Here is a 25653-nt window from a genome sequence, read left to right on the forward strand (position 1 = left end):
CTACGCCATTTTTTTACTAAAGATTAATTTTAAAACTCCGATATTTATGTTATAAAGTATAAATATTATTTAGGAGATGATTTATTATGATGAATTCGTTATGGAGTGCAGCTTCAGGAATGTTAGCACAAGAATTAAATATGGATGTAATTTCTAATAATTTGGCAAATACTGATTCAGTTGGATATAAAAAAAGTAGAGTAGATTTTCAAGATTTATTATACCAAACAAAATCTGTTCCAGGTTCTTTGAATGCAGAAGGGACATCATTACCAATAGGAATACAAGTTGGGAACGGAGTAAGAGCTATTGGGACTCAAAAAATATTTACAGATGGGGAATATACAGAAACAGGAAATGATTATGATTTGGCCATACAAGGACAAGGATTTTTTCAAGTATTAATGCCTGATGGAAGTATGTCATATACAAGAAATGGTTCTTTTAAAATAACAGATACAGGGCAATTAGTTACTGCTGATGGATTTCCATTAGAACCATCAATAACTATACCAAGTGATGGGACAAAAATGTCAGTAGGCTCAGATGGGACAGTATCAGTAATGAGAGGGAATAGTAATACTTCAGAAGAAATTGGGAAAATAGAATTAGCAAAATTTATTAATCCATCAGGACTAATGAATATAGGAAAAAATTTACTAACAAAAACATCTGCAAGTGGAGATGCAGAAATAGGTACAGCTGGAGATAATGGCTTTGGTTCGTTGTCTCAAAGAACTTTAGAAACATCAAATGTAAAAGTGGTAGAAGAGATGGTAAAAATGATTACAGCACAAAGAGCGTATGAGGTAAACACAAAATCTATTCAGACTGCTGATAGTATGCTTCAAATGGCAAATAATTTGAAACGATAGGTGATATTATGAAAAAATATTTTCTTATAATAATGTTTTTTTTCTTATTGTTTTTTTTAGGAGAAGTTACTTTTGGAGAAGAGATTAAAATAAAAAATTCGATTAGAGTAACAAATAATATAATAATGTTAAGTGATATATTAAAAACTGATAATAAAAATATATTGGAGAAAGCAAAAGAAGTTCAGATAGGATATTCTCCTAAAGTTGGAGAAGAAAAGAAAATAGAAAAAGAATATATTAATTTAAAAATAAAGCAACTAAACTTAGATGATAAGATTAAAATTAAAATTCCTGACTATATAACAATAACTAGAAATTATCAAATATTAACAAAAAAAATATTTAAGTATATGGTTTTGGAGGAATTAAACAGTATATATAAAAATAGTGGATTCTCTTTAGAGTTAAAATTAGATATGAATGAGGAACTAAAATTACCAGTTGGCAATATAAAAGTTAAATTTGGAAATAATAGATTAAGTGATATAAAAATAGGAAATTATAATTTCACAGTAAAAATATTTGTTAATGATAAAGTAGAGAAAATAATTAGAACAAATTTAAAAGTAGGAATCTTAAAAGAAGTATATATATTGAATAGAGATGTAAAAAGAAATGAAAAATTTTCGATTGAAGATGTCATTAAAATAAAGAAAATATTTATTAATAATTATTATAGTGCTAATATAGAAGGCGTTAATGAGATAAAAGGAAAATTATATAGAAGAAATTTAAGAAAAGGAGAAATATTAAAATACAAAGATTTTATAAAAGAAAAAATATTTAAAAGAAATTCTTTAGTTACTATTTATGTTGATTATAACGGAATAAAATTAAAAGCTACAGGAAAAGCTTTAGAAGATGGATATATAGGAGATAATATTAGGGTATTAAATATAAACTCTAAAAAAATAATAAATGGAATAGTAACAAAAGAAGGAATGATAAAATTAGAGATAAAATAACAAAAAAATATAAAATTTGGAAAATAGAGATAAAAAAATAAAATCTCTATTTTTTTTATTGATTTTTTTTCAAAAATAGAGTAAAATATAATCAAAGTGGTAAAAAGTGGTAAAAAGTGGTATGAAAAGGGATGATGCTGATGTTTATGGGAGAATTCAAACATAATATGGATTCAAAAGGCAGAGTTATGATGCCATCTAAATTTCGAGAAGAAATAAAAGATGGAAATTTTGTCTTGACTCGTGGACTTGAGAACTGTCTATTTTTATATCCTATAGAAGAATGGGAAAAATTAGAAGAAAAAATAAAAGGTTTACCACTTACAAAAAAAGATGCAAGAGCTTTTGTTAGATTTTTGTTTTCAGGAGCTATAAAAGAGAATTTAGACAAACAGGGTAGAATAAAAATACCGGATAATTTATTACAGTTTTCAAAAATAGAAAAAGAAGTGATAATAACAGGTGCTCTAAATAGAATTGAAATATGGAGCTTTGATAACTGGAATTCTTATATAAAAGAAGCAGAAAATTCTTTTGAAGAAATTGCAGAAAATTTGATTGATTTATAGGAGAGAAAAATGGAAAAAGAATATCACATACCAGTTTTGTATAAAGAAGTAATAGATAATTTAGTTATAAATAAAAATGGAGTTTTTGTTGACTGCACTCTTGGTGGTGGTGGCCATTCAGAAGGAATTTTAAAAAACCTATCTGAAAAAGGACATTTAATAGCAATGGATCAGGATGAAGAAGCTATAAAGTTTTCAAAAGAAAGATTAGAAAAATTTAAAGATAAAATATCTATTTATAGAGATAATTTTTCTAATATAGATACTGTTGTATATATGGCTGGATATGATAAAGTTGATGGTATATTAATGGATATAGGAGTTTCTTCAAAGCAATTAGACGATGGAGAAAGAGGATTTTCATATAGATATAATGCTAAATTGGATATGAGAATGGATAAAAGGCAAGAATTAACAGCTTATAAAGTTGTAAATGAATATCCAGAGGAAAAATTAGTAGAAATATTATATAAGTATGGAGAAGAAAGATTTGCAAAAAGAATTGCTCATTTTATTATAGAAAAAAGAAAAGAAAAACCAATAGAAACTACATTTGAACTGTCTGAAGTTATAAAAAGAGGTGTAAAGGGAAAAAGCAAAAAACATCCTTCAAGAAAAACGTTTCAAGCAATTAGAATAGAAGTGAATAAAGAATTAGAAGTTTTAGAAAAAACAATAGATAAATCAATAGATTTATTAAAAAAAGGTGGAAGGCTAGCTATAATTACATTTCATTCATTAGAGGATAGAATAGTTAAAGAAAAATTTAGAAATTTAGAAAATGGATGCACTTGTCCACCAGATTTTCCAATATGTGTGTGTGGATTTGAGCCTAAAGTAAAGGTAATAACTAGAAAACCGATAATTCCAAATGAAAATGAAGTAGAAGAAAATTTTAGAGCTCACTCTTCAAAACTTAGAGTGGTGGAAAGGGTGTAATAAAATGAGAGATAATACAGCCAGAAAAGAGGAATATTTTTATTCATATGATAATGAAAATATAACAAATAAAAATAATGTAGTAAATAAAAGTCAGAAACAAAAAAATAATTTTGTGGCTGTTTTGTTTTTTTCAATTTTAATATCTTTGGTTTCTTGTATTTATGTAAATTTAATTATGAAAGAAATAGAGGCTGGAAAGCAATTATATAAATTAAAAATAGAAAAGAAAAATCTTATAAAAAATATATCATTATTACAATCTAAAATAGATGGGAAAATGGATTTGAATAAAATAAGGAAAATTGCAGAAAAAGAGTTAGGTATGGAAATATATAATCAAATACAGTATTTAGCAGTAAAATAGATCAAAGAAATTATAATTATTTTGGTCTATTTTTTTTTGAAAAAAAGGAAATATTAGTTTTTGTTGTATATTATAATTAAGGAGCATTAAACAATTACTTAGGAATGGCTTAAAAATAACATTCCCATTTTGTTTTAAAATACGCAATAATTTAAGCGTTTTTATAACAAAATATGAGAACATTATTTTTTAAACGTTCCTTACTTTTTTATGAGAACTATTGAGTATGTTATTGTTTTATGAGCCGGAAGAGAAACATATTTTCAAGAACAAATAAAAAATAAGGATAAGGAGGATATTTATGGAAAAAAGTTTTGTAATGGTAAAGCCAGATGGGGTACAAAGAGAGTTAGTAGGGGAAATAATTGGTAGATTTGAAAAAAAAGGAGTTAAAGTAATAGGATTGAAATTAATGGTTATTAGTGAAGAGTTAGCGAGAAAACATTATGCGGTTCATGAAGGAAAATCTTTTTTTGAAGAATTAATAAAATTTATAACATCAGGTCCAGTTGTAGCAATGGTTATGGAGGGAGAAGGAGTTATTGGTGTAATTAGAAAAATGGTAGGGGCAACAAAGCCAGGAGATGCTGATCCAGGAACGATTAGAGGAGATTTTGTATTGGATGCAGGACAAAATATAATACATGCTTCTGATTCTAAGGAAAATGCAGAAAGAGAAATAGATCTATTTTTTGCAAAAGAAGAGATTATTGAGTATAGTCTAGCTGTAAGACCTTGGATATACTCTTTGCCAAAAATAGATTAATTAAAAATCATATATTTTTAAGATAAGGACAGATTTTGTATCTGTTCTTTTTTTACCTGCTAGAAAAGTATAAATTGCACTCTTGATTAATTGTGAATAATCGAGTATAATAGTGTGGTAATTTAAAAAAAAGTAGTGAAAAAATATAAAATAGGAGATGAAGTAATGAAAAAAACACTAGTATTATTAGGGACACTATTTATGATGACGTTGTTATTTGCACAAGAAGAAGTTACAATTTACACTTATGACAGTATGGGATGGATAAATGATAAAGTAGTAACTCAATTTGAAAAAGAAAATAATTGTAAGGTAAAAGTAGTGAAATTTAGCAGCACAGGAAATATTGTAGCAAGATTAAAAATGGAAAAGAAACATAATAAAGCGGATTTAGTAATTGGAGTAACTCCAGTTATGTTAAATGCTTTAAAAAAAGAAGATTTATTAGTATCTTATAAGTCAAAATTTATAAAAAATATAAAAGAAAAAGAAATTATATTTGATAATGAATTTTATGTAACACCATATGATTATGGAGCAATTGCAATTGTATACAATCCAGAAAATATGAAAAGTATCCCTAAAAATTTTAAAGATTTGACTAAATTAAAGAAAAAACTTATAATAGAAGATCCAAGGACATCTACTACAGGACAGGATTTTCTTTTGTGGACAATAGCAGTATATGGTGAAAATTGGGAACAATATTGGAAAGAATTAAAACCTGCAATTTTAACAGTAGCACCTGGTTGGAGTGAAGCATTTAGTAAATTTGAAGCAGGAGAAGCTCCTATGATGGTTAGTTATGGAACTGACGGAGCTTATTCATATCAATATTATAAAAGTACAAAATATAAAGCGTTAATACCTGATGATGGGGGATTTATAGAGGTAGAAGGAGTGGGAATAGTAAATGGTTCTAAAAATATAGAACTGTCTAAAAAGTTTATTGATTTTATGTTAGGGAATAAATTTCAAAAAGAGATACCTCTTAATCAATGGATGTTTCCTGTTACAAATATAAAATTACCAGAATCATTCAAATATGCGGTTTCTCCTAAAAAAGTGGTGTTAGTATCAGGAGAAGAGATATCTAAAAATATGAAAAAATGGCTTGGAAAATGGGAAAAAATTATGGAATAATGGAGAAATAATATGAAGAAAAAATCTTTTTCAATAAATATGATTGTATTAATAATTTGGACAATACCTTTTATATTTTTTTTAAAGGATTTTTTTAAAGTATCAGAATTAATTAAATTATTTAATTATAAATTGTTAAAAATTTTATATTATACAGTATTACAGTCTGCAATTTCAACAGTAGGAGCATTTGTTATATCACTTGCTCCTGCTTATTTTTTTTCTAAAAAAGAAAATTTATTATCAAAATTATTAGGCAGTACAATAGTAATACCATTTTTTTTTCCAGTGGTATCTGCAATAGTCTCATTTTCTATAATATTTTCATTTCCGTTATTGAAAAAAATTGGACTTATGTATAGCTTTTGGGCTATAATAATTGTTCATATATTTTATAATTCTCCAATTTATGTGAAATATCTTGGGGAGGGATTAAAAAAAATACCAAGAAACATAATAGAAGAAGCTGAAATTATAGGTGCGAAAAAAAGAGATATATTTTTTAAAATAGAATTGCCAATATTAGCTTCAGCAATATTAAAAGCTACTTTTTTAGTTTTTACATATTGTTTTATGAGTTTTGCAGTTGTTTTAGCATTAGGTGGAATCAAATATAGTACTTTTGAAGTTGCAATAGTAACTTCTCTTATGGGAGAATTCAATTTTTCAAAGGCATTTATATATGCTTTTATTCAGTTTTTATTTCTTTTTTTGTTTAACAGTTTATTAAATAGAGTTGGAAATGAGAATTATGAATTAGGAATGGAAAATAAAAAAGAGAAAAAAATAAATGTCATTATATTAATTATATCTATATTTTATTTAATGTTTGAATTTGGAGTAATAATAATCTCTGTTATATATTCGTTTTATGATTTTTTTAATAGCAGATTTGATTTTTCTGCTGTTAATAGAGTTTTTTTTGGAGATATATCAAAAAAATTTAGAGTATACAGTTCGTTTTGGAATTCTATTTCTATATCTTTTTTTGTGGCATTTATAGTGGTTATATTTGTATATTTGATATTAAAAAACAAAAATAAATTTATTTCTAAATTTGTTGTTGCAGCAATAAGCATATCACCAGCTTTTTTAGCTATGGCTTTGTTATACATGAATATATTATTTGATATTAATTTCTTTATTCTATTATTTTGGGGATATTTATTAATTACAGTTCCAATAGGATACTCTTTTTTGTATCAACATATAACAGGATTTGACAAAGAGATTATAGAGGCAGCAAAATTAGACGGTGCAACAAATTTTAAGATGTTTTATTATATTGAGGCGCCTATATTATTTCCAGTATTTATAGGAACTTTTTTGCAGCTATTTGCTATTATATACGGTGAATTTACATTAGCATATGCAATGCAGGTTCAAGAATATGTGCCACTTGTATCAATATTAAATTATAGTTTATCTTCACGTAGATTATTTAAAGAAAGTGCGGTAATTAGTGCGGTAAATATTGTTATAATCTTGTCTATTTTTGTTATTAGCGAAATGATGATTAGTGGGGAAAAGAAAAGTAGAAAAGAGAAATAGAAAGGAGTTTAAGTCATTTCTAAATATTAATTGAAATAAGATGTTTTGTATGGTAAAATAAAGTATTAAATAGCCGATAATTGGATAGAGGTGATATAAATGTTAAGAGGAATATATACATCAGCATCAGGAATGATTGCACAAATGGAAAGGCAAGATACAATAGCTAATAATTTAGCAAATGTAAATACTACAGGTTTTAAAAAAGATCAATCAGTTATAAAACAATTTCCAGAGCTTATGTTATACAGAAAAGATGATGAAAAAGAGATAACAAATTTTGGAGAAACTTCAATTTTAACAAAAATAGGTGCACTTGGTACAGGAGCATCATTAGAAGGAGTATACACTGAATTTTCACAAGGAAGTTTAGAGAAAACTGATAATAATTTAGATTTTGCAATTTCGGGAGATGGATTATTTGCAGTGGAATCAAAAGGAAGTGTCAAATTAACAAGAAGCGGTGATTTTGCATTAAGTCCAGAGGGATATTTAATAACTAAAAATGGCGAAAAAGTTTTAGGGAGTTCAGGCAGTCAATTAGGTTATATTAAAGTTTCAAATTCAAATTTTAAAATAACTAAAAGTGGAATTTTGAAAAATGCTAAAATAGAAGCAAGCAATATAAGTGCTAAGAATATAAGTTTAGATGGAAATAGCGGGGATTCATTATTATTATTGAAAGTATCTGATAATAAAAACTTAAAAAAAATAGGGGATAATCTTTTTGATATTTCAAATGTAAAAACAATTACACAAGATAATAGTTCTAAGATGGAGCAAGGATTTATAGAACATTCAAATGTTAGTAGTATAAAAGAGATGGTAGAAATGATAGAGGTTTCAAGAGCTTATGAAACTAATCAAAAGGTGTTGACATCTCAAGATGAAACGTTGGGAAAAGTTGTGAATGAAGTTGGAAAATGGGGGTAGATAATTTTAAATTATTTTAAGAATAGGAGAAAGTAAAATGAAGAGAATTTTAAAATTAACAATTTTAGTTACATTTATATTAAATATTTTTTTATTTTCTGGTTGTACTCTTTTTAAGAAGAAGGAAAAGAAAGTTGTAAAACTTCCCGTAGAAAAGCCAATAGAAGAAAAATATGATGAATTATATAAACAGCCAATAGAAAAAGAAAAAACAGAAGAGGAAAGATTGTCTTATGCAAGTCAGTATAACTCATTATTTTCAGATAACAAAGCTAGACATGTAGGAGATTTAGTAGCTGTAATTATAAGAGAAAACGCTTCAGCACAACAAACTACAAGTGATAGCAGAAATAAAAATGGGACATTAACAGGAGCTGCAGGGACAGGATTTTTAAATTTTTTGCCAGAAATGAGTGCATCTGGAAAAACATCTTTGGCAAATTCAGGTACAACAAAAAGAAGTGGGAACTTAACAGCAAGAGTATCAGCTCGTATAATAAAAATTGATAAATATGGAAATTTATTATTAAAAGGTAATAGAAAAGTATTGATAAATAATGAAATACAAGAAATAGAGATAGAGGGTTTTGTAAGAAGTGAAGATATAGCAGTGGATAATTCTATAGAATCTAGTTATTTAGCAGATGCAAGAGTAAAATATAATGGAAAATTAGTTTTTGATGGAAAAGCAAATCCAGGCGTGATATCTAATGTATTAGGATCTTTGGTGGGATTTTTCTTTTAGAAAAGGCTAAAAAACAGATTATATAAAGTGATGAAATGGTTAAGGTTCTTTAGGAGGAAAAATAAATGGGGAAGAAAATAAAATTTCTAATATTAATTATGCTAATAATAAATACAATATCTGTATATTCGGCAGAAAAAGTTAGATTAAAAGAAATCGCTAGAATTCAAGGAGTAAGAAGTGTACAGCTCATAGGAATGGGAATTGTTATAGGTCTAAATGGAACTGGAGATAAATCATCCTTAACTCCTCAAATGTTACAAAATTTATTTAAATATTTTGGGACAAATATAGCAAGAGCACAAATAAAGTCTAGTAATGTAGCAGCAGTAATGGTAACTACTACATTACCACCATTTAAAAAAGTAGGTGATACAATAGATGTAACGGTTTCTTCGATAAATGATGCGAAAAGTTTGGAAGGTGGAATATTAATTCAGACATTATTAAAAGGTCCTGATGGAAGTGTATATGCTGCTGCTCAAGGGAGCTTAACAAAAGTAAATAATAAGACTACAAATAAAGTAAATGGATTTTTATCTAATGGAGCAATAGTAGAAAAAGAGATAAAAGCAGAGATAGAACATAATGATAAATTAGTTTTAGTATTAAATAATCCTGATTTTACAACTTCTTCAAGAGTGGCTGATGTTATTAATAAAAGATTTGGATTAGATAGTGCAAAAGCAGTAGATGCAGCAAGAATAGAGATAAAAAAGCCTTATTCATTTGAAAATGATATAGTAAGCTTTATATCTTCACTTGAAAGTATAGAGGTAGAGCCAGACAGGATTTCTATAATTGTAATAAATGAAAAGACGGGAACAATAGTGTTAGGAGAAAATATTAAGGTTGCACCAGTTGCAATTTCACAGGGGAATCTAAACATAACAATACCAGGTAGTTCTAGTTCTGGGAATAGCTTTTATTTTAATGGACCAACAGTAAAAGATATAGTAAAAGTATTAAATTCAGTTGGAGCAACCCCAAATGATATTATATCAATATTACAATCTTTAAAAGTAGCAGGGGCAATAGATGCTAAAATAAAAATTATGTAGGGAAGTGAAAAGGATGAAAATAGATTATTTGAAATTAACAATGCCTAATAAAATAGATGTTCCTAAAACAAAACAAGAAAAAGCATTAAAAAAGACAACAGAAGAGTTTGAGAGTATATTTTTGAAGATGATGATGGATGAAATGGATAAAACAGTTGATAGGAAAAATAGTATGTTTTATGGAGGAAATGCAGAAGATGTTTTTAGAGGAATGTTAAACCAGAAAAGAGCGGATAGCTGGTCTAAAAGCGGTGGGGTAGGGTTAGCAAAAGTTATGTATGAGCAGTTATCAAAAGGATTGCATGAAGGAGGAAAGAAATGAAAAAAAATTTTCTTTTTTTCTTTTTTTTGATACAAATATCTGTTTTCTCAGTTGAAATTATGAATTTAGATGAGATTATGCCAAATATGGATGGGTATGGTTATACAGTTTTTGAAAATAAATTTATAGAAAAATTTAACGTAAAATTATTAAAAATAGTAAAAGGAAAAGGAACAATACCATATTATATTTTAGCAAAAGTATATGGGGACAATATTTATAAAGCAGGTGGAATAATTGAAGGAATGAGTGGAGCACCTATATACGTTAATAAAAAATTAGTAGGAGCATTAAGCTATACTTTAAATTCAATAAATAATGATATAGGAATAATTACTCCAATAAAATATATGCTCTCTTTGGGAGAAGGCAATTCAAATAAAGATAGCGAATATGTAAGGCCTGGGACGGCAATATCAATAACTCCCTTTAGAGGTGATATATATATGGATAATATAGGGACTTTAACTTATGTGAAAAATGGAGAATTTTATGCACTGGGACATTCATTTCAAAATTTAGGAGATATAAAATATTTTTTAAATAAAGCAGTAATTGAATATAGTTTAAATGCAAAATCAAACCCTTTTAAAACGGGATATTCAACAGAAACAATAGGGAGTGTATTAGAAGATAAAAGCTCTGGAATATATGGAGTATTAACAGATAATATTGAGACATATAAATTTAATTTAAATATTAATGGAAAAAAGTGTAAGTTTGAAATGCCAAAAGATAAAGTCACATTGAATAAATTTTTGAGTAAAGGGATAGAGTTAGCGTTAAATAGTAAATTAGATAATATAGGGTTTTATACATTAACATACAAATATGATATTTTAAAGAAAGATAAGAAAATAGCTAGTAAAGAGAATATCTATACTTTTGATAATAATTTTTTTGAGAATTCAGGGATGATAATTGGAAGTGAAATACTAAATGAAGTTGATAATCAATATAAATTTTTAGATTTTGATAGAGTCAACATTAATATTAATGCTGACAAAAATATAAAAATTATATATATAAATGATTTTACATTAGATAAGGAGATCTATAAATTAGGAGATACTGCTATTTTAAGTTTAAAATATCATATTTATCAAGGAAAGGATCTGAAAAAGAATATTCCTATACTTATACCAAGTGACTTTCAAGTTGGAAGTTTTGTAATAGAAATTTCACCTTTAAATTCACAAGGTAATGATACTGAACAAACTGGTAATAATAATCAAAATAGTAATAATGGCTTAAATAATATATTAAAGATAGAGATAAAAGATGGAGATTCTAAATCAATTTTTTCTAAAAAAATAAAATTTTCATATAAAATTGATTTAGAAAATAATTTAACAAAAAACATAGTTATTGATAGTTTTGAAGCAAATAGTAATAGTAGTGAGGAGAAAAATTAATGGTATTTTTTTTTGAAAAGTTAGGCGCTATTTTTATATTTTTAATGAAGGCATTGGTTGGAGTGATAACATATTTTTTTAATAAAAATAAGTTGATAAAAAAGAGTTTTATTGAGCAGATATATTCAATAGGAGTTCTTTCATTTCCAATGGTTGCAATTGTATCTATTTTTATGGGAATGGTAATGATAATACAATTAGTACCAGCATTTAAAGAATTTGGAGCAGAGAGTTTTGTAAGTGGAGCTGTTTCTCTTGCAATAACAAGAGAATTAGGGCCAGTAATAACGGCACTTATTATGGCTGGAAGAGTTGGGTCTGCAATTACAGCAGAGCTAGGCAGTATGAAAGTAACCGAACAAATATCAGCATTAGAAGTTATGGCAGTAGATCCAATATCATATTTAGTTTCACCTAGAATATTTGCAGGAATGATAATGTTGCCGTTGCTTTCTATTATTTCAGATGTTTTTTCTATATTTGGAGGATATTTTATAGGGGTTTATGCTACAGGGTTAGTTTCAGGAATATATTTTTCTAATATGAGATTATTAATAACATCAACTGATATATTTGGTGGAGTATTAAAAGCTTTATTTTTTGGAATCATAATAGCAGCGGTTTCTAGTTATAAAGGAATAAATGTAAAAGGCGGAGCAGAAGAAGTTGGGAAAGCAACAACTGATTCAGTTGTTATCTCAATTGTATTAATCTTAATATTTAACTTTTTTTTATCATATTTGATATTTGCACAATAATTTTAAAATTAACTTAAAGAGGAGGAATTTATATGATTTTAGTGTTTGTTATGATATTTTTGTTAGGGGCATCTGTTGGAATTACTGTATATAAAAAAAATAAAAATAAAGAATTGGAGGTTTTATCCTCTGTACTAAAAGAAACAGCAATAGAATTAGATGCAAAAGATCCATATTTTAATGGTCATACAAAAAGAGTGATTGAGGGAGCAATTAAAATAGCTAAAGAGATTGGATTGAAGAAAAAAGATATTACAGAAATAGAGTTAAGTGGGTATTTATCGGAAATAGGGAAAATAAGGATTCCAGAAAAAATATTACTTAAAAGAGACAAATTAACAGAAGAAGAGTATAATATAATAAAAAAGCATCCAGTTATAGCTTATAAAATGATTGAAAATGTAAAAGAATTAAATAAAGTTGGTAAAATTGTAAGAGCACATCATGAAAGATATGATGGAACTGGATATCCAGATGGATTAGAAGGAGATTATATTCCTGTAGGAGCAAGAATTTTGTCATTAGTAGATGCATATGATGCAATGATTTCAGATAGACCATATAAAGAGAAAATGACAGAAGTAGAAGTTATAAGCGAATTGGAAAAAGGGAAAGGAAAACAGTTTGATCCAAAACTTGTGGATATATATTTAGAAATATTAAAAAAGTCTTAAAAATGAGATTTCTTTAGATTATTTTTAAAACATTCACAAATAATTAATGTTGGGGTGATGGGATTGAAAAAATATTTAGTTAAGGGGAATAATAAGGGAGAAGTTTTAGAAAAAGTATCAAAACATTTTAAAACGAAAATAGAAAATGTAAAATATGAAATTTTGAATGAAAAAAAAGGATTATTTGGAAAAGTAAAAGAGATAGAAATGAGAGTATGGGTAGAAGAATTAGAAGAAAAAGCAAGTAATAAAAAAAATGCAGTAAAAAAAGATAAAAATAAAGAAAAGAAAAGCGAAGAGCCAAACAAATTTTTTGAAATAAAGATATTAAAAAGTGGAATTTATTTAAATGTGAAAAGTGAGTTTTTAGAATATGGTTTAGATCAATCGGTGCTTATGGATGAATTAGCAATGAGAGAAATAAAAAATCCAGATGTAGAGTCTATTTTAGAAGCAGTATCAAGTAAAAATAATGAATTTGTAAAAATAGCAGAATACGATCCTGAATATTATATAGATGCTAATGTAAAAGTAGATATTTTAAAAAAAGGGATGAAGGCAGTTGTAAATGTATCACCTCCAAATAGAGGAAATCATGTTACATATGAAAAAATTATATCAGAATTAAAATTAAAAGGTATAATTTTTGGAGTAAATGATAATGAAATAAAGAAAATATCAAAAGAAAAAATATATAATCAAGATATTTTATTAGCAGAGGGGAAACAACCTGAAAATGGAGAAGATGCAAAAATAATATATCTTTTTGATACAGACACAGAAATAAATATATCAAAAGATGAAAAAGGTAATGTAGATTATAAGGAATTAGATATAATTCAAAATGTCACGAAAGGACAAGTGCTAGCGAGAAAAGTACCTGCGACTAATGGAGAACCTGGAATGAATATTTTAGGAGAAATAGTTCCTCCTAAAAAAGGAAAAGATAAAAAATTACCTAAAGGAAAAAATACTTTAATAGGGGAAAGCGAAGAATATCTCGTGGCAGAAAAAGATGGTTATGTATCTCTTGTAGGAAATCTAATTACAGTGTCTGATGTCTTTATTATAAATGAAAATGTAGATTATTCAACTGGAAACATATCTTTTAATGGAACAGTTTTTGTAAAAGGTAATGTAATAGATGGATTTAAAGTAGAGGCTAATTATGATATAATAGTAAATGGTATTGTTGAAAATTCATACTTAGAATCAAAAGGGAATGTATCAGTAAAAAATGGAATTATAGGAAAAGAAGAAGGAATTGGAAAAGTAATTGCAGAAGGAAATATAAAATCAAAATTTATAGAAAATGGAGAGATAATTTCTGGAGGAATGGTTTTTGCAAATAATATACTGTATAGTAAAGTAAATGCAAAAGATACTATTAATGTTACATCTAAAAAAGGGAAAATAATAGGTGGGAAAATAGTAGCAGGAAGAGAAGTAATAGCAAGAGTTATTGGTTCTAAAATGGGAGGAGCTGTAACAGAAGTTGAAGTTGGAGTTTTTCCAGAATATAGAGAAAGATTAAAAGAGATAGAAAACGATTTGTTGAAAAAATTAAAAGAAAGAGAGAAAAACACAGTAGAATTGAATACACTTAAAAAATTAAAAGAGAATAATAAGTTGCCTGATGATAAAAATAAATTATTATTACAAAGAACAAAGCAACAATTTGTATATGCAAAGGATATATTTTCGTTAGAAAAAGAAAAAGAAAAGTTAAAAGAAATATTAAAAAAGGGTAAAAATGGGAAAATACATGTTTTAGACGAAATATATGAAGGGACAATAATTAGGATAGGAGACCATCAACTACTAATAAAAGATAGTTTTAAATATGTAACATTTTATGTAGATATCGAAAGAGATGAGATAGCTATTTTACCTTGTGAGGTGTAATAATGAAAGGAATAGTTGTACTGTTATTTATTGTAGTAAGTAATTTAGGTTTTGCGTTACCTAATTATGCACCAATAAATCCTAAACTTTTAGAAAAAAAAAGAGTTTTAAATAGAAATATGGGTACTACAAGAATGCAGGAAAATATAAAAAAGAATTTAGAAAAATCAGTTACAACAGGAGAATTAAAAGCTCCAGTAATATTAATAGAATTTTCTGATAAGAAGCATTCAAATTTACATGATAAAGAATATTATTCGAACTTGCTTTTTTCTGATAAAGAAGGGAGTATGAAGGATTATTACGAAAAAAATTCATATGGAAAGTTAAATAATATACATGGTGAAATAGTAAATTGGGTAGAGTCAGATAAAACTATGGGTTATTATGGATTGAAAGATGATTCAGCAGATATTCAAAATTTAGTTATAGAAGCTATAAAAAAAGCAGCTCAATATATAAATTTTTCAAATTATGATTTAAATAATGATGGTTATGTAGATCAATTAATAGTTATTCATTCTGGTGAAGGAGAGGAAAAAAGTGGAATAGCAACAGACATTTGGTCTCATGAATGGAATTTGAAAACTCCATATGAAGTTGATGGAGTGAAAATATCAAAATATACAATGCAGTCAGAATATTCTCCAGTAGGAATATTTGCACATGAATTTGGACATGCGTTAGGACTACCGGATCTATATAATACAACAACTGGAGGAACTGCAGTAGGAAAATATTCATTGATGGATTATGGTTCTTGGAATGGACCTAATGCAGATGGAACCTCTCCATCATATATGAGTGCTTGGGAAAAGGTTTTTTTAGGATGGATTACTCCAATTGATTTGAACTATGCAGATAGAAATGGTACATATATGATAAAAGATATAGAAGAGAATAATATAAATTCTGTATATAGAATTTATATAAAAGGCAAAGAAGAATATCTTTTAATAGCAAATAGGCAGAAGAAAGGATATGATAAATATTTACCAGGAAGCGGATTGTTAGTATATCATATATATGAAGGAGAAATTAATGGAGAATCCCTTGAACAGTCACTTAAATCAAATGATATAAATGGGAAAATTCCAATGAGAGTGAAAGTTTTAGAGGCTAATGGAAAAAATGATTTAGGACAGAGTGGAAATGATGGAATGAATTATGGAGATGCAGGTGATTATTTTAATTCTTCAGCTTTTACTCAGTTGTTATCTATGAAAAATAATGGCGTAAATAGCTGTATTTGGAATTTTTCTAATAATAGTTATGGATTAAATAGTGGAGTATCATTAACAGAAATATCTTCTTCAAAAAGTGTTATGAGTTTTAAATTTTCTGATATTGGGTTAGACTTTAATGGAGATGGGAAAGTTGATGGTAATGATATAAAAAAGGTTATATCAACTGCAGATAATTTAGGTACAGATTTAGATTATGATTACGATAAGAAATTAGATGAAAATGATTTAGAGGGATATAAAGATAGATTTATAAGAGGATTAGAGAATGCAAAAATTTGGTAGGTGTGTAATATGAAAAATATAAAAATTAATATATATATTTTTGTAATAATAACATTACTTTTTTCTGGTTGTTTAAAAGATTCTAAATTGCAAGTAAATTTAGAAAAAAATGATCAAATTTCTGGAAATATGGAAGCTGCAATGAGTAATGTATCAAAAGATGGAAAATATTCTTTTGGAGATATAGTTAATATTGATTTGAAAGCAATAACTGATACAAAATTTATGAGTTTTGATATAATTTGTAATACAAATAATTTAATACTTACGAATATAAAAAAAGATGGATTTAGTGATTCAAATTTTGTATCATCTTATCAAATAAAAAATGGATATAGACTGTTTTTCTGGGATTTAAAAAACAATTTGAAAAAAGATGATAATTTTGCTAAAATATCTTTGTCAGTTAGGAATTATGGAGTAGAAAATATTAAAATAGATAATTTTATTAAGGAGTGATTATGCAGAAACGAATTTTTTACAACAAATATGGTAGAATGAAGTATGTAGCACATTTGGATACAATAAGTTTTTTTGAAAGATTATTTAAACTATCCAAAATAAAAATAAAATTTTCAGGAGGATTTCATCCGAGACCAAAATTTTCTTTTGGAGACCCAGTCTCCTTAGGAGTGGCTATGTATAATGAACCACTTGATTTTGAAACATTAGAGGATATAAGTAATGATGAAATATTAAAAAGATTAAATGATGTGACTCCTAATGAATTTGATATTATAAAAGTAATTGATAGAGGAGATAAAAGTTCAATAGTAAAAGATTATGATTCAGTAAAATATAGCGTAGAATTTGAAACTGTTGAAGATTTAAAAAAAATAGAATCAATAATAAAAAGAGACGAAATTATTGTAACAAAAGAAAAAAAAGGAAAAACTACTCAAAGAGATATAAAAAAATTTATAAGAAAATATGAAATAGATAATAATATTATGTTTTTATATTTAGAGAGAATATCTCCTAATGCAATTTTAAGATTAGAAGAATTATCAAAAGAATATATAATAAAAAGATGTGGATATATAGAAAAAAAGATATTATAATTTTAGAATAAGAATTAGAGAATTTAAATTATATGGGAGGAATTATAGATGTTAGATTTGAAATACATAAGAAACAATATAGAATTTTTGCAAGATATGCTAAAAAACAGAGGTACAGAAGTAAATTTAAATGAATTTGAGCAAATTGATGAAGAGAGAAGAAATATTTTAAATGAGCTTGAAAAATTGAAAAATTTCAGAAATACAGCTTCAAAAGAGATAGGAAAAATGAAAAGAGAAGGCGAAGATACAACTATTAAAATGGAAGAGATGGCACTTGTAAGTAAAAGAGTAAAAGAATTGGATAAAGAAGTAAAAGAATTAGAGAATAGATTGAGATATTTTCAGCTTACTATACCAAATGTTTATAATGAAAATGTACCAATTGGAAAAACAGAAGATGATAATATAGAAATTAGAAAAGTGGGTGAAATACCTAAATTTGATTTTGAACCAAAAAATCATTGGGAAATAGGAGAAAAATTAGATATACTTGATTTTGAAAGAGGTGCAAAGTTATCTGGAAGTAGATTTACTGCATACAAAGGGTTGGGGGCTAGATTAGAAAGAGCTCTTATAAATTTCATGCTAGATTTGCATACAACAGAACATGGGTATAAAGAGATTATTCCACCATATTTGGTAAAAAGAGAATGTATGGAAGGAACTGGGCAACTTCCTAAATTTGAAGATGATGCTTTCAAAACAACAGATGATATGTTTTTAATACCAACAGCAGAAGTTCCACTTACAAATTTACATAGAGAAGAAGTATTAGATGGGGAGCTATTACCTATATATTATACAGCTTATACACCTTGCTTTAGAAGAGAAGCAGGTTCTTATGGAAAAGATACAAAAGGGTTAATTAGACAACATCAATTTAATAAAGTGGAACTTGTTAAAATTGTAAAACCAGAAACATCTTATGAGGAATTAGAGAAACTTTTATTAAATGCAGAAGAAGTGTTAAAAAGATTAGAGTTGCCATATAGAGTTATATCATTATGCACAGGAGATCTTGGTTTTTCAGCTGCAAAAACTTATGATATAGAAGTATGGGTACCAGCACAAAACAAATATAGAGAAATATCATCTTGCAGTAATACAGAAGATTTCCAAGCTAGAAGAGCTCAAATAAGATATAAAGATAAAGGTGCTAAAAAAACAGAATTAGCGCATACAATAAATGGTTCAGGACTTGCTGTAGGAAGAACTTTAATAGCAATATTAGAGAATTACCAACAAGAGGATGGAACAGTAATAATACCAGAAGCCTTAAAACCTTATATGAGAGGAATAGATGTTATTAAGTAAATTAATATTAATATTAGTAGTTTTGATAAGTTATAATATAAAAATAGTATTATCAATTTTTATCATTAGTTTTATTTTATTTATGTATAAACATAAAAAAATAGATAAAAACATTAAATATTTTATTTGGTTTTTAATAATTAGTTTTAGTATGCAGCTGTTATATTCATCAGAAGGAAAAGTTTTGTTTAAGATTTATAAAATATTAATTACTGATATTGGTATAACTAATGGAATAGTTGTGGTTTTGAAAATTTTAACTGTATGGCTAATTTCAGCAACGATTAATTATGAAAAAATTAAATTTAAAAGATTAAAGAAATATGAAGTAATAGTTAGAAAAACAATGAAGTTAGTCCCAGAAGTATTTAAAATTGCAAAAACAGATTTAAAACCTAAAACAGTTTTTAAGAAATTGCTTTATAAGGTTTATAGGGAGTTGTGATTTTGGAGTAGATTATAAAAAATGAGATTGATATTTATCTATTTTCGGATAAAAAATAAATATTTATTGATTTTATGTTCTAAATTTGGTAAAATATATAAAAGAAATTTATAACAAACTTAAAGGAGGACACAAAGATGACAAGAAAATTTAATTACAAAGAGCTTGGTTTATCAAACACTAGAGAAATGTTTAAAAAAGCAAATGAAGAGGGTTATGCAGTTCCAGCATTTAATTTTAACAATATGGAACAAATGCAAGCTATTGTCGAAGCTTGTGCAGAAATGGGTTCACCAGTAATATTGCAAGTATCAAAAGGTGCAAGTAACTATATTGGACTAGAAATGGTACCATTTCTAGGAGAAGCAGCTGTATCATATGCAAGAGCTAAAGGGTCAGATATCCCAGTAGCATTACATCTTGATCATGGTCCAGATTTAGCAACAATAAAAGATTGTATAGATCATGGATTTTCATCAGTTATGATAGATGGATCTCATTATGATTATGAAGACAATGTAAAATATACAAAAGAAGCTGTAGAATATGCTCATAAATTTGATGTAACAGTAGAAGGAGAACTTGGAGTATTAGCAGGAATAGAAGATGATGTAGAAGCAGAAGAACACGTTTATACTAAACCTGAAGAAGTAGAAGATTTCGTATCAAAAACAGGAGTTGATTCATTAGCAATTGCAATTGGAACTTCTCATGGTGCTCATAAATTTAAACCAGGTGATGATCCTAAATTAAGATTAGATGTATTAGCAGATGTAGAGAAAAAAATACCAGGATTTCCAATAGTATTACATGGATCTTCAGCAGTACCTGCTAAATTCGTAAAAATGATAAATGAAAATGGTGGAAAAATAGCAGATGCAATAGGTATTCCAAATGATCAATTAAGAGGAGCTACAAAATCAGCAGTTGCTAAAATTAATGTAGATACTGATGGAAGATTAGCATTTACAGCAGGAATAAGAAAAGTCTTTGCTGAGAATCCATCTGAATTTGATCCAAGAAAATATTTAGGACCAGCAAAAAAATTAATGAAAGATTATTATAAAGAAAAAATTCAAGATATATTTGGTTCAGAAGGAGCATATAAAAAAGCAGAAGTAAGATAAATAATATTTGATTAAGTCGGGTAAGTCCCGGCTTTTTCTTTTATGTGAGGTTTTATGTTGAAAATGCTTATTCAGTGGTGTGTTGAGTATAGTTATTATGATTTTCATAGAAACTCTTTTATTTACTAGGAAAGTATAAATTTGTCTAGAAAATAATCTACGCCATTTTTTTGAAATATGCGATTTTTCAAAGCGAAATTTTTCAGAATCCAAAAATTTTGAAAAATATTTATGTCTTACCAGATGAAGCGTAGCTTATTTTTTTATTTGTAAGAATAAAAAATAAAAAGGTAGAATTTAGATATATATGGCAATATTTCAAAATAAACAGGTTTAAACTCGTATAATTACAGTTGACTATATTTTTAAATTGTTTTAATATATGCGTATACAAATCAGCACTCTTATGCGTTGAGTGCTGATAAAAAAGTTAAGGAGGGAATAATTATGAAAATTAAACCATTAGGAGACAGAGTGTTAGTAAAGTCTGTAGAAGTAGAAGTTAAGACAAAAAGTGGAATAGTGTTACCAGATACAGTATCAAAAGAAAAACCAACTTTAGGTGAATTGGTAGCAGTAGGGGATGGAAAACTTGCAAGTGAACTTAATGTAGGGCAAAAAGTAATATTTGCTAAATATTCTGGGACAGAGATCAAAGATAATGATGAGAAATATTTAATTTTAAATTATAATGACCTATTAGCAATTGTAGAAGATTAGAAAAAATTATTAAAAATTATGGAGGTGTATTTTAAATGGCTAAAATATTAAAATTTGATGAAGAAGCAAGAAGAAGTTTGGAAAGAGGAGTAGACACATTAGCAAATGCAGTAAAAATAACATTAGGACCAAGAGGGAGAAATGTAGTTTTAGAAAGATCTTTTGGAAGTCCTACAATAACAAATGATGGAGTTTCTATTGCAAAAGAGATAGAATTAGAAGATGTATTTGAAAATATGGGAGCACAACTTGTAAAAGAAGTAGCAACAAAATCAAATGATGTAGCAGGAGATGGAACAACAACAGCTACAGTATTAGCACAAGCTATGATAAAAGAAGGATTAAAAATGGTATCTGCAGGTTCAAATCCTATGTTTGTAAAAAAGGGGATTGAAAAAGCAGCTAAAAAAGTTGTAGAAGAGTTACAAAAAAGAGCTAAAAAAATAGATGGAAATGAAGAAATTGCACAAGTAGCATCTATTTCAGCAGCAGATGAAACAATAGGGAAATTAATAGCAGAAGCTATGGCAAAAGTTGGAGAAAATGGAGTAATAACAGTAGAAGAAGCAAAATCATTAGAAACAACTTTGGAAGTAGTAGAAGGAATGCAATTTGATAAAGGATATGTCTCTCCTTATATGGTAACAGATGCAGATAGAATGGAAGCAATTTTAGAAGAACCATATATTCTTCTTACTGATAAAAAAATATCTAATATGAAAGATATTTTACCAATATTAGAAGCTACAGTACAAGAATCAAGACCATTATTAATAATTTCTGAAGATTTAGAAGGAGAAGCATTAGCAACTCTTGTAGTTAATAAATTAAGAGGTACTTTAAATGTAGTGGCTGTAAAAGCACCAGCATTTGGAGATAGAAGAAAAGCTATGTTGGAAGATGTAGCGATTTTAACAGGCGGAGAAGTTATAACAGAGGAAAAAGGATTAAAATTAGAAAATGCTACAATTGAAATGTTAGGAAGAGCTAAAAAAGTAAAAGTAAGTAAAGAAAATACAATAATTGTAGATGGATATGGTGATGAAGCTAAAATAGATGCAAGAAAACATCAAATAAATGTACAAATAGATGAAACAACATCTGATTATGATAAAGAAAAATTGCAAGAAAGATTAGCAAAATTATCTGGTGGAGTCGCTGTTATAAAAGTGGGAGCTGCAACAGAAACAGAAATGAAAGAAAAGAAAATGAGAATAGAAGACGCTCTTAATGCTACAAGAGCAGCAGTAGAGGAAGGAATAGTTCCTGGTGGAGGGACAATATTAGTAGAGATAGCAAAAGTATTAGAAGAATATAAACTTGAAGGCGAAGAAGGAGTAGGAGTAGAAATAGTTAAAAGAGCATTACTTGCACCACTTAGACAAATAGCTGAAAATGCAGGTTCTGATGGCGGAGTAGTAGTAGAAAAAGTTAGAAATTCTGAAGAAGGTGTGGGATTTGATGCAGCTAAAGAAGAGTATGTAGATATGGTTAAATCTGGAATAATTGATCCAGCAAAAGTTACAAGATCAGCAATTCAAAATGCAGCATCTGTGTCAGCACTGTTATTAACAACAGAAGTTGTAATAGCAGAAAAGAAAGAGAAAGATGCTCCAGCAATGCCAGCAGGAATGCCTGGAGGTATGGGTGGAATGCCAATGATGTAATAATGTTTTTATTGGAGATGACTTATAATGAGTCATCTCTTTTTGATTTGTTAATGTTTTCAAATGTTGTATTAAATCAGATATTGATATTTATTCTCGTAGAGTCAAATCCCTGTGTTTGTCCTCTTTTTTATTGTATATTAAAAGATTATTTTGTAATAATAAAAACTTATTTGTATACAAAAAAAAGGAAATTTGAAAAAATTAAGTATATATTTATTAAGAAACAATTAAAAAATAGCGATGTTTTAAGTACTTTTATAATAAAATGTTTGACCCACAAAAAGGTATTTAGTTTTCTTCATACCACTACATATAGTGTTCGAAAGCTTTTACGAAACTATATGTAGTGGTATGATTTTAGAAAACTACCTTTTTGGGGTCTAATCATAAAATATATAAAAGTTATTTTTTAAATGTTCGTATGAATAAAATTACAATAGTTTTTTAAGGGGTGGATAAGAAAATGTTCGAATTAACGATGATAAATAAAAAATATGAAATATTTATAAAAATGAAAGAAGATGGAACAATTATCGAAGAAAATTTAAATGATAAAAATTTATTGAATTTAATTTCTAATTTCTGGAAGAAAAATAGTAAAGATAAAAAGATTATAATTATAAAAGAACAAACACGTGTTTTAGGGTTGTTTTATATTAAAAATTTAAAAGAAAATTACATAGAAGTATATGGAACAAATATAGAACGAAGAGGTATATTATCGGAGAAAAGTGGGGATGTAATTTCTATATTTGACCAATTATTTAATAATTTGAATATGGGAATTATTGTGACAGATTCGGAAAAAAATGTAATAGGGATTAATAAATATGCATTAAAAAATAATTATAGTGATAATAAAGAGAGATTACTTTTAGATGGAATAAAAGATATTAATGAATATGGTGAAAGTGATTTTGGAAAATGGAGAGAAAAAATTATAAAGGGTGAAAATAATAAGGCAAAAAATGAATTGTACATTATTGGAATAATTAAAGATGAATATGGCGATATACAAAATTATTATAAAATTTATTCAGATATAACGCAAATAAAAAAAGAAGAAAAAAAGTTATCTTATATAACAGAGCATGATTTGTTAACAGGATTATTAAATAGAAATGGATTTTTAAACGAAATAAATATAAAAAGATTATTAAAAGAAGAATTTACTTTAATTTTATTAGATATAGATGGATTTAAAAGGATAAATGATAGCGTAGGAAATTCAATTGGTGATAAAGTTTTGAGAGATATTTCAGATAGAATCGATAGAGTTATAGATGAAGATATTACATTTGGTAGAACTGGTGGAAATGAATTTGGTTTATTAATTAAATCAAATAATGAAAAAGAGGTAGTAGATTTTTTGAATACAATAAAAAATTGTTTTGAAGAAAAGTTTGATTTATTAAACGGAGCTTATGGTAAAGATTCAGAAAAAATATTTTTAACAATAAGTGTTGGAGTTTCAATTTCTAAAAAAGATAATGGAACAAGTTTGATATTATTGAGAAATGCACAATCAGCTTTAAGAGAAGCAAAAAGATATGGTGGAAACAAAATTATATTTTATAATAAAAATATAAAAACATATACTATTGAAAAAATAAGTATGGAAACAGATATAAAATTAGCAATACAAAATGATGAATTTATACTGTATTATCAACCTCAAATAGATATAAAAAATAATAAAATCATAGGAGCAGAAGCGCTTGTAAGATGGCAACATCCGGAAAAAGGAATGATTTCTCCTGGAATATTTATACCTCTTGCAGAGGAATTAAAATTAATTAAAGATATTGATAGAATTGTAATGAGAAAAGGATTAAAAGATTTAGAGGAGTTAAATAAAAAGGGGTATAAAAATATAGTAATATCAATAAATTTATCTCCAGAATATTTTGAAGAAGAAAATTCAATAGATGAGATATTTCAAGAAGTAAATAGTGTAAAGGTAGATACATCAGATATAAAGTTTGAAATAACAGAAAGAAGTGCAATGGGAAAAGAGGAAGAAACAATTGTAAAAATGGAAAGGATAAAAGAGATGGGGTGTAAATTGGCAATAGATGATTTTGGAACTGGGTATTCCTCATTAAGATATTTAGAACAATTTCCATTAGACACATTAAAAGTAGATATGAGCTTTGTAAAAAATATTACAACTAAAGAAAACTCAAAAAAAATTGTAGATGTAATAATAGCACTTGGACATACTTTAGGCTTTAATGTAATAGCAGAAGGAGCAGAAGAAAAAGAACAAGTGGAGTTATTAAAAAAAATGGGATGTGATGAAATACAAGGATATTATTTTGCAAAGCCTATGCCAAAAGCTGAATTTATGAATTTTATAGATAATTGGAGGTAATATGATTAATTATAAAAAAATACAGTTAATTCATATAATAAAAAAAGAGTTAAACTTAAGTGATAAAGAGTATAGAGAAATTTTAAAAAATGCAGTGGGAGTTGAAAGTTCCAAAGAATTAGATGATATAAAATTTAATCTATTAATGAAATATTTTATAAAAACAAAGCATTATAAAAAAAACAGGAATAGCATAACTTTAAAACAAAAATTATATATAAAATCTTTAATTAAAAAATTGCAATGGGATAATGAACATTTTGAGAATTTTTTAAAAAAGTACGAGCATATTAATAATTTAGAAAAATGTACAAAAGTCAAAGCTACTAATATAATAGTAGCTTTGAAAAATATATTGAAATAGAATATGTCAAAAATAGTTGTTCGTTCATTATGGAAAATAGATAAATATTATACAT

26 protein-coding genes are annotated in these 25653 nt (G+C 26.8%); all 26 read left to right on the forward strand.

What is annotated here, in order from left to right:
* Nucleotides 1-86 precede the first annotated feature (86 nt).
* The 26 genes from flgG to RDY08_RS04185 all read left to right on the forward strand — a co-directional run bounded on the left by flgG (nt 87) and on the right by RDY08_RS04185 (nt 25598).
* A complete protein-coding gene (flgG, locus tag RDY08_RS04060) occupies nt 87-875 on the forward strand; it encodes a flagellar basal-body rod protein FlgG (protein WP_307905149.1) in 789 nt (262 codons plus the stop codon).
* Nucleotides 876-883: 8 nt separating this feature from the next.
* Nucleotides 884-1843: a flagellar basal body P-ring formation chaperone FlgA gene (flgA, locus tag RDY08_RS04065; RefSeq protein WP_307905150.1), complete on the forward strand. Its 960-nt coding sequence runs from the start codon at nt 884-886 to the stop codon at nt 1841-1843.
* Between the two features lie 131 nt (nt 1844-1974).
* Complete coding sequence (gene mraZ, locus RDY08_RS04070; protein ID WP_307905151.1) at nt 1975-2412, forward strand: division/cell wall cluster transcriptional repressor MraZ; 438 nt, start codon at nt 1975-1977, stop codon at nt 2410-2412.
* A gap of 9 nt (nt 2413-2421) precedes the next feature.
* Entirely contained in the window at nt 2422-3351 is a 930-nt protein-coding gene (gene rsmH, locus RDY08_RS04075; protein WP_307905152.1) for a 16S rRNA (cytosine(1402)-N(4))-methyltransferase RsmH, read from the forward strand.
* A 4-nt stretch (nt 3352-3355) separates the two neighbouring features.
* Nucleotides 3356-3718, forward strand: coding sequence for a hypothetical protein (locus RDY08_RS04080; RefSeq protein ID WP_307905153.1), 363 nt, complete (start codon nt 3356-3358; stop codon nt 3716-3718).
* A gap of 301 nt (nt 3719-4019) precedes the next feature.
* Nucleotides 4020-4484 (forward strand): nucleoside-diphosphate kinase, encoded by a 465-nt coding sequence (ndk, locus tag RDY08_RS04085; RefSeq protein ID WP_307905154.1) that lies wholly within the window; start codon nt 4020-4022, stop codon nt 4482-4484.
* 165 nt (nt 4485-4649) lie between these two features.
* Nucleotides 4650-5627 carry a thiamine ABC transporter substrate-binding protein gene (locus RDY08_RS04090; RefSeq protein ID WP_307905155.1) on the forward strand — a complete coding sequence of 326 codons (978 nt, stop codon included), beginning with the start codon at nt 4650-4652 and terminating at the stop codon, nt 5625-5627.
* Between the two features lie 12 nt (nt 5628-5639).
* Complete coding sequence (locus tag RDY08_RS04095; RefSeq protein ID WP_307905156.1) at nt 5640-7178, forward strand: ABC transporter permease; 1539 nt, start codon at nt 5640-5642, stop codon at nt 7176-7178.
* Between the two features lie 99 nt (nt 7179-7277).
* Nucleotides 7278-8111 (forward strand): flagellar basal-body rod protein FlgF, encoded by an 834-nt coding sequence (gene flgF, locus RDY08_RS04100; protein ID WP_307905157.1) that lies wholly within the window; start codon nt 7278-7280, stop codon nt 8109-8111.
* A 37-nt stretch (nt 8112-8148) separates the two neighbouring features.
* Nucleotides 8149-8856 (forward strand): flagellar basal body L-ring protein FlgH, encoded by a 708-nt coding sequence (locus RDY08_RS04105; RefSeq protein ID WP_307905158.1) that lies wholly within the window; start codon nt 8149-8151, stop codon nt 8854-8856.
* Between the two features lie 65 nt (nt 8857-8921).
* Nucleotides 8922-9917, forward strand: a complete 996-nt coding sequence (locus tag RDY08_RS04110; RefSeq protein WP_307905159.1) for a flagellar basal body P-ring protein FlgI — start codon at nt 8922-8924, stop codon at nt 9915-9917.
* Nucleotides 9918-9930: 13 nt separating this feature from the next.
* Nucleotides 9931-10239 carry a rod-binding protein gene (locus RDY08_RS04115; protein ID WP_307905160.1) on the forward strand — a complete coding sequence of 103 codons (309 nt, stop codon included), beginning with the start codon at nt 9931-9933 and terminating at the stop codon, nt 10237-10239.
* A complete protein-coding gene (locus RDY08_RS04120) occupies nt 10236-11654 on the forward strand; it encodes a SpoIVB peptidase S55 domain-containing protein (RefSeq protein ID WP_307905161.1) in 1419 nt (472 codons plus the stop codon). The genes RDY08_RS04115 and RDY08_RS04120 overlap by 4 nt, the downstream gene beginning before the upstream one ends.
* Nucleotides 11654-12412, forward strand: a complete 759-nt coding sequence (locus RDY08_RS04125) for an MlaE family ABC transporter permease (RefSeq protein ID WP_307905162.1) — start codon at nt 11654-11656, stop codon at nt 12410-12412. Before RDY08_RS04120 ends, RDY08_RS04125 begins: the two co-directional genes overlap by 1 nt.
* A 32-nt stretch (nt 12413-12444) precedes the next feature.
* Nucleotides 12445-13086, forward strand: coding sequence for an HD-GYP domain-containing protein (locus RDY08_RS04130; protein WP_307905163.1), 642 nt, complete (start codon nt 12445-12447; stop codon nt 13084-13086).
* Nucleotides 13087-13149: 63 nt separating this feature from the next.
* On the forward strand, nt 13150-14991 hold the full coding sequence (locus RDY08_RS04135; protein WP_307905164.1) for a flagellar assembly protein A: 1842 nt from the start codon (nt 13150-13152) through the stop codon (nt 14989-14991).
* A 2-nt stretch (nt 14992-14993) separates the two neighbouring features.
* Nucleotides 14994-16520 carry a M6 family metalloprotease domain-containing protein gene (locus RDY08_RS04140; RefSeq protein ID WP_307905165.1) on the forward strand — a complete coding sequence of 509 codons (1527 nt, stop codon included), beginning with the start codon at nt 14994-14996 and terminating at the stop codon, nt 16518-16520.
* Between the two features lie 9 nt (nt 16521-16529).
* On the forward strand, nt 16530-16979 hold the full coding sequence (locus RDY08_RS04145) for a hypothetical protein (protein WP_307905166.1): 450 nt from the start codon (nt 16530-16532) through the stop codon (nt 16977-16979).
* Nucleotides 16980-16981: 2 nt separating this feature from the next.
* Entirely contained in the window at nt 16982-17581 is a 600-nt protein-coding gene (locus tag RDY08_RS04150) for a TIGR03936 family radical SAM-associated protein (protein ID WP_307905167.1), read from the forward strand.
* Nucleotides 17582-17629: 48 nt separating this feature from the next.
* Nucleotides 17630-18898 (forward strand): serine--tRNA ligase, encoded by a 1269-nt coding sequence (gene serS / locus RDY08_RS04155; protein WP_307905168.1) that lies wholly within the window; start codon nt 17630-17632, stop codon nt 18896-18898.
* Nucleotides 18885-19343: an energy-coupling factor transporter transmembrane component T family protein gene (locus RDY08_RS04160; RefSeq protein ID WP_307905169.1), complete on the forward strand. Its 459-nt coding sequence runs from the start codon at nt 18885-18887 to the stop codon at nt 19341-19343. The genes serS and RDY08_RS04160 overlap by 14 nt, the downstream gene beginning before the upstream one ends.
* A 137-nt stretch (nt 19344-19480) precedes the next feature.
* Entirely contained in the window at nt 19481-20470 is a 990-nt protein-coding gene (locus tag RDY08_RS04165; protein ID WP_307905170.1) for a class II fructose-bisphosphate aldolase, read from the forward strand.
* A gap of 447 nt (nt 20471-20917) precedes the next feature.
* Nucleotides 20918-21190, forward strand: a complete 273-nt coding sequence (locus RDY08_RS04170; RefSeq protein WP_307905171.1) for a co-chaperone GroES — start codon at nt 20918-20920, stop codon at nt 21188-21190.
* 35 nt (nt 21191-21225) lie between these two features.
* Nucleotides 21226-22857 carry a chaperonin GroEL gene (groL, locus tag RDY08_RS04175; RefSeq protein ID WP_307905172.1) on the forward strand — a complete coding sequence of 544 codons (1632 nt, stop codon included), beginning with the start codon at nt 21226-21228 and terminating at the stop codon, nt 22855-22857.
* Between the two features lie 466 nt (nt 22858-23323).
* Complete coding sequence (locus tag RDY08_RS04180; RefSeq protein ID WP_307905173.1) at nt 23324-25234, forward strand: putative bifunctional diguanylate cyclase/phosphodiesterase; 1911 nt, start codon at nt 23324-23326, stop codon at nt 25232-25234.
* A 1-nt stretch (nt 25235) separates the two neighbouring features.
* Entirely contained in the window at nt 25236-25598 is a 363-nt protein-coding gene (locus RDY08_RS04185; RefSeq protein ID WP_307905174.1) for a phage protein GemA/Gp16 family protein, read from the forward strand.
* The last annotated feature ends 55 nt before the right edge of the window (nt 25599-25653 follow it).

Origin of the sequence: Haliovirga abyssi (assembly GCF_030295325.1) — a bacterium.
GTDB classification, from domain to species: domain Bacteria; phylum Fusobacteriota; class Fusobacteriia; order Fusobacteriales; family Haliovirgaceae; genus Haliovirga; species Haliovirga abyssi.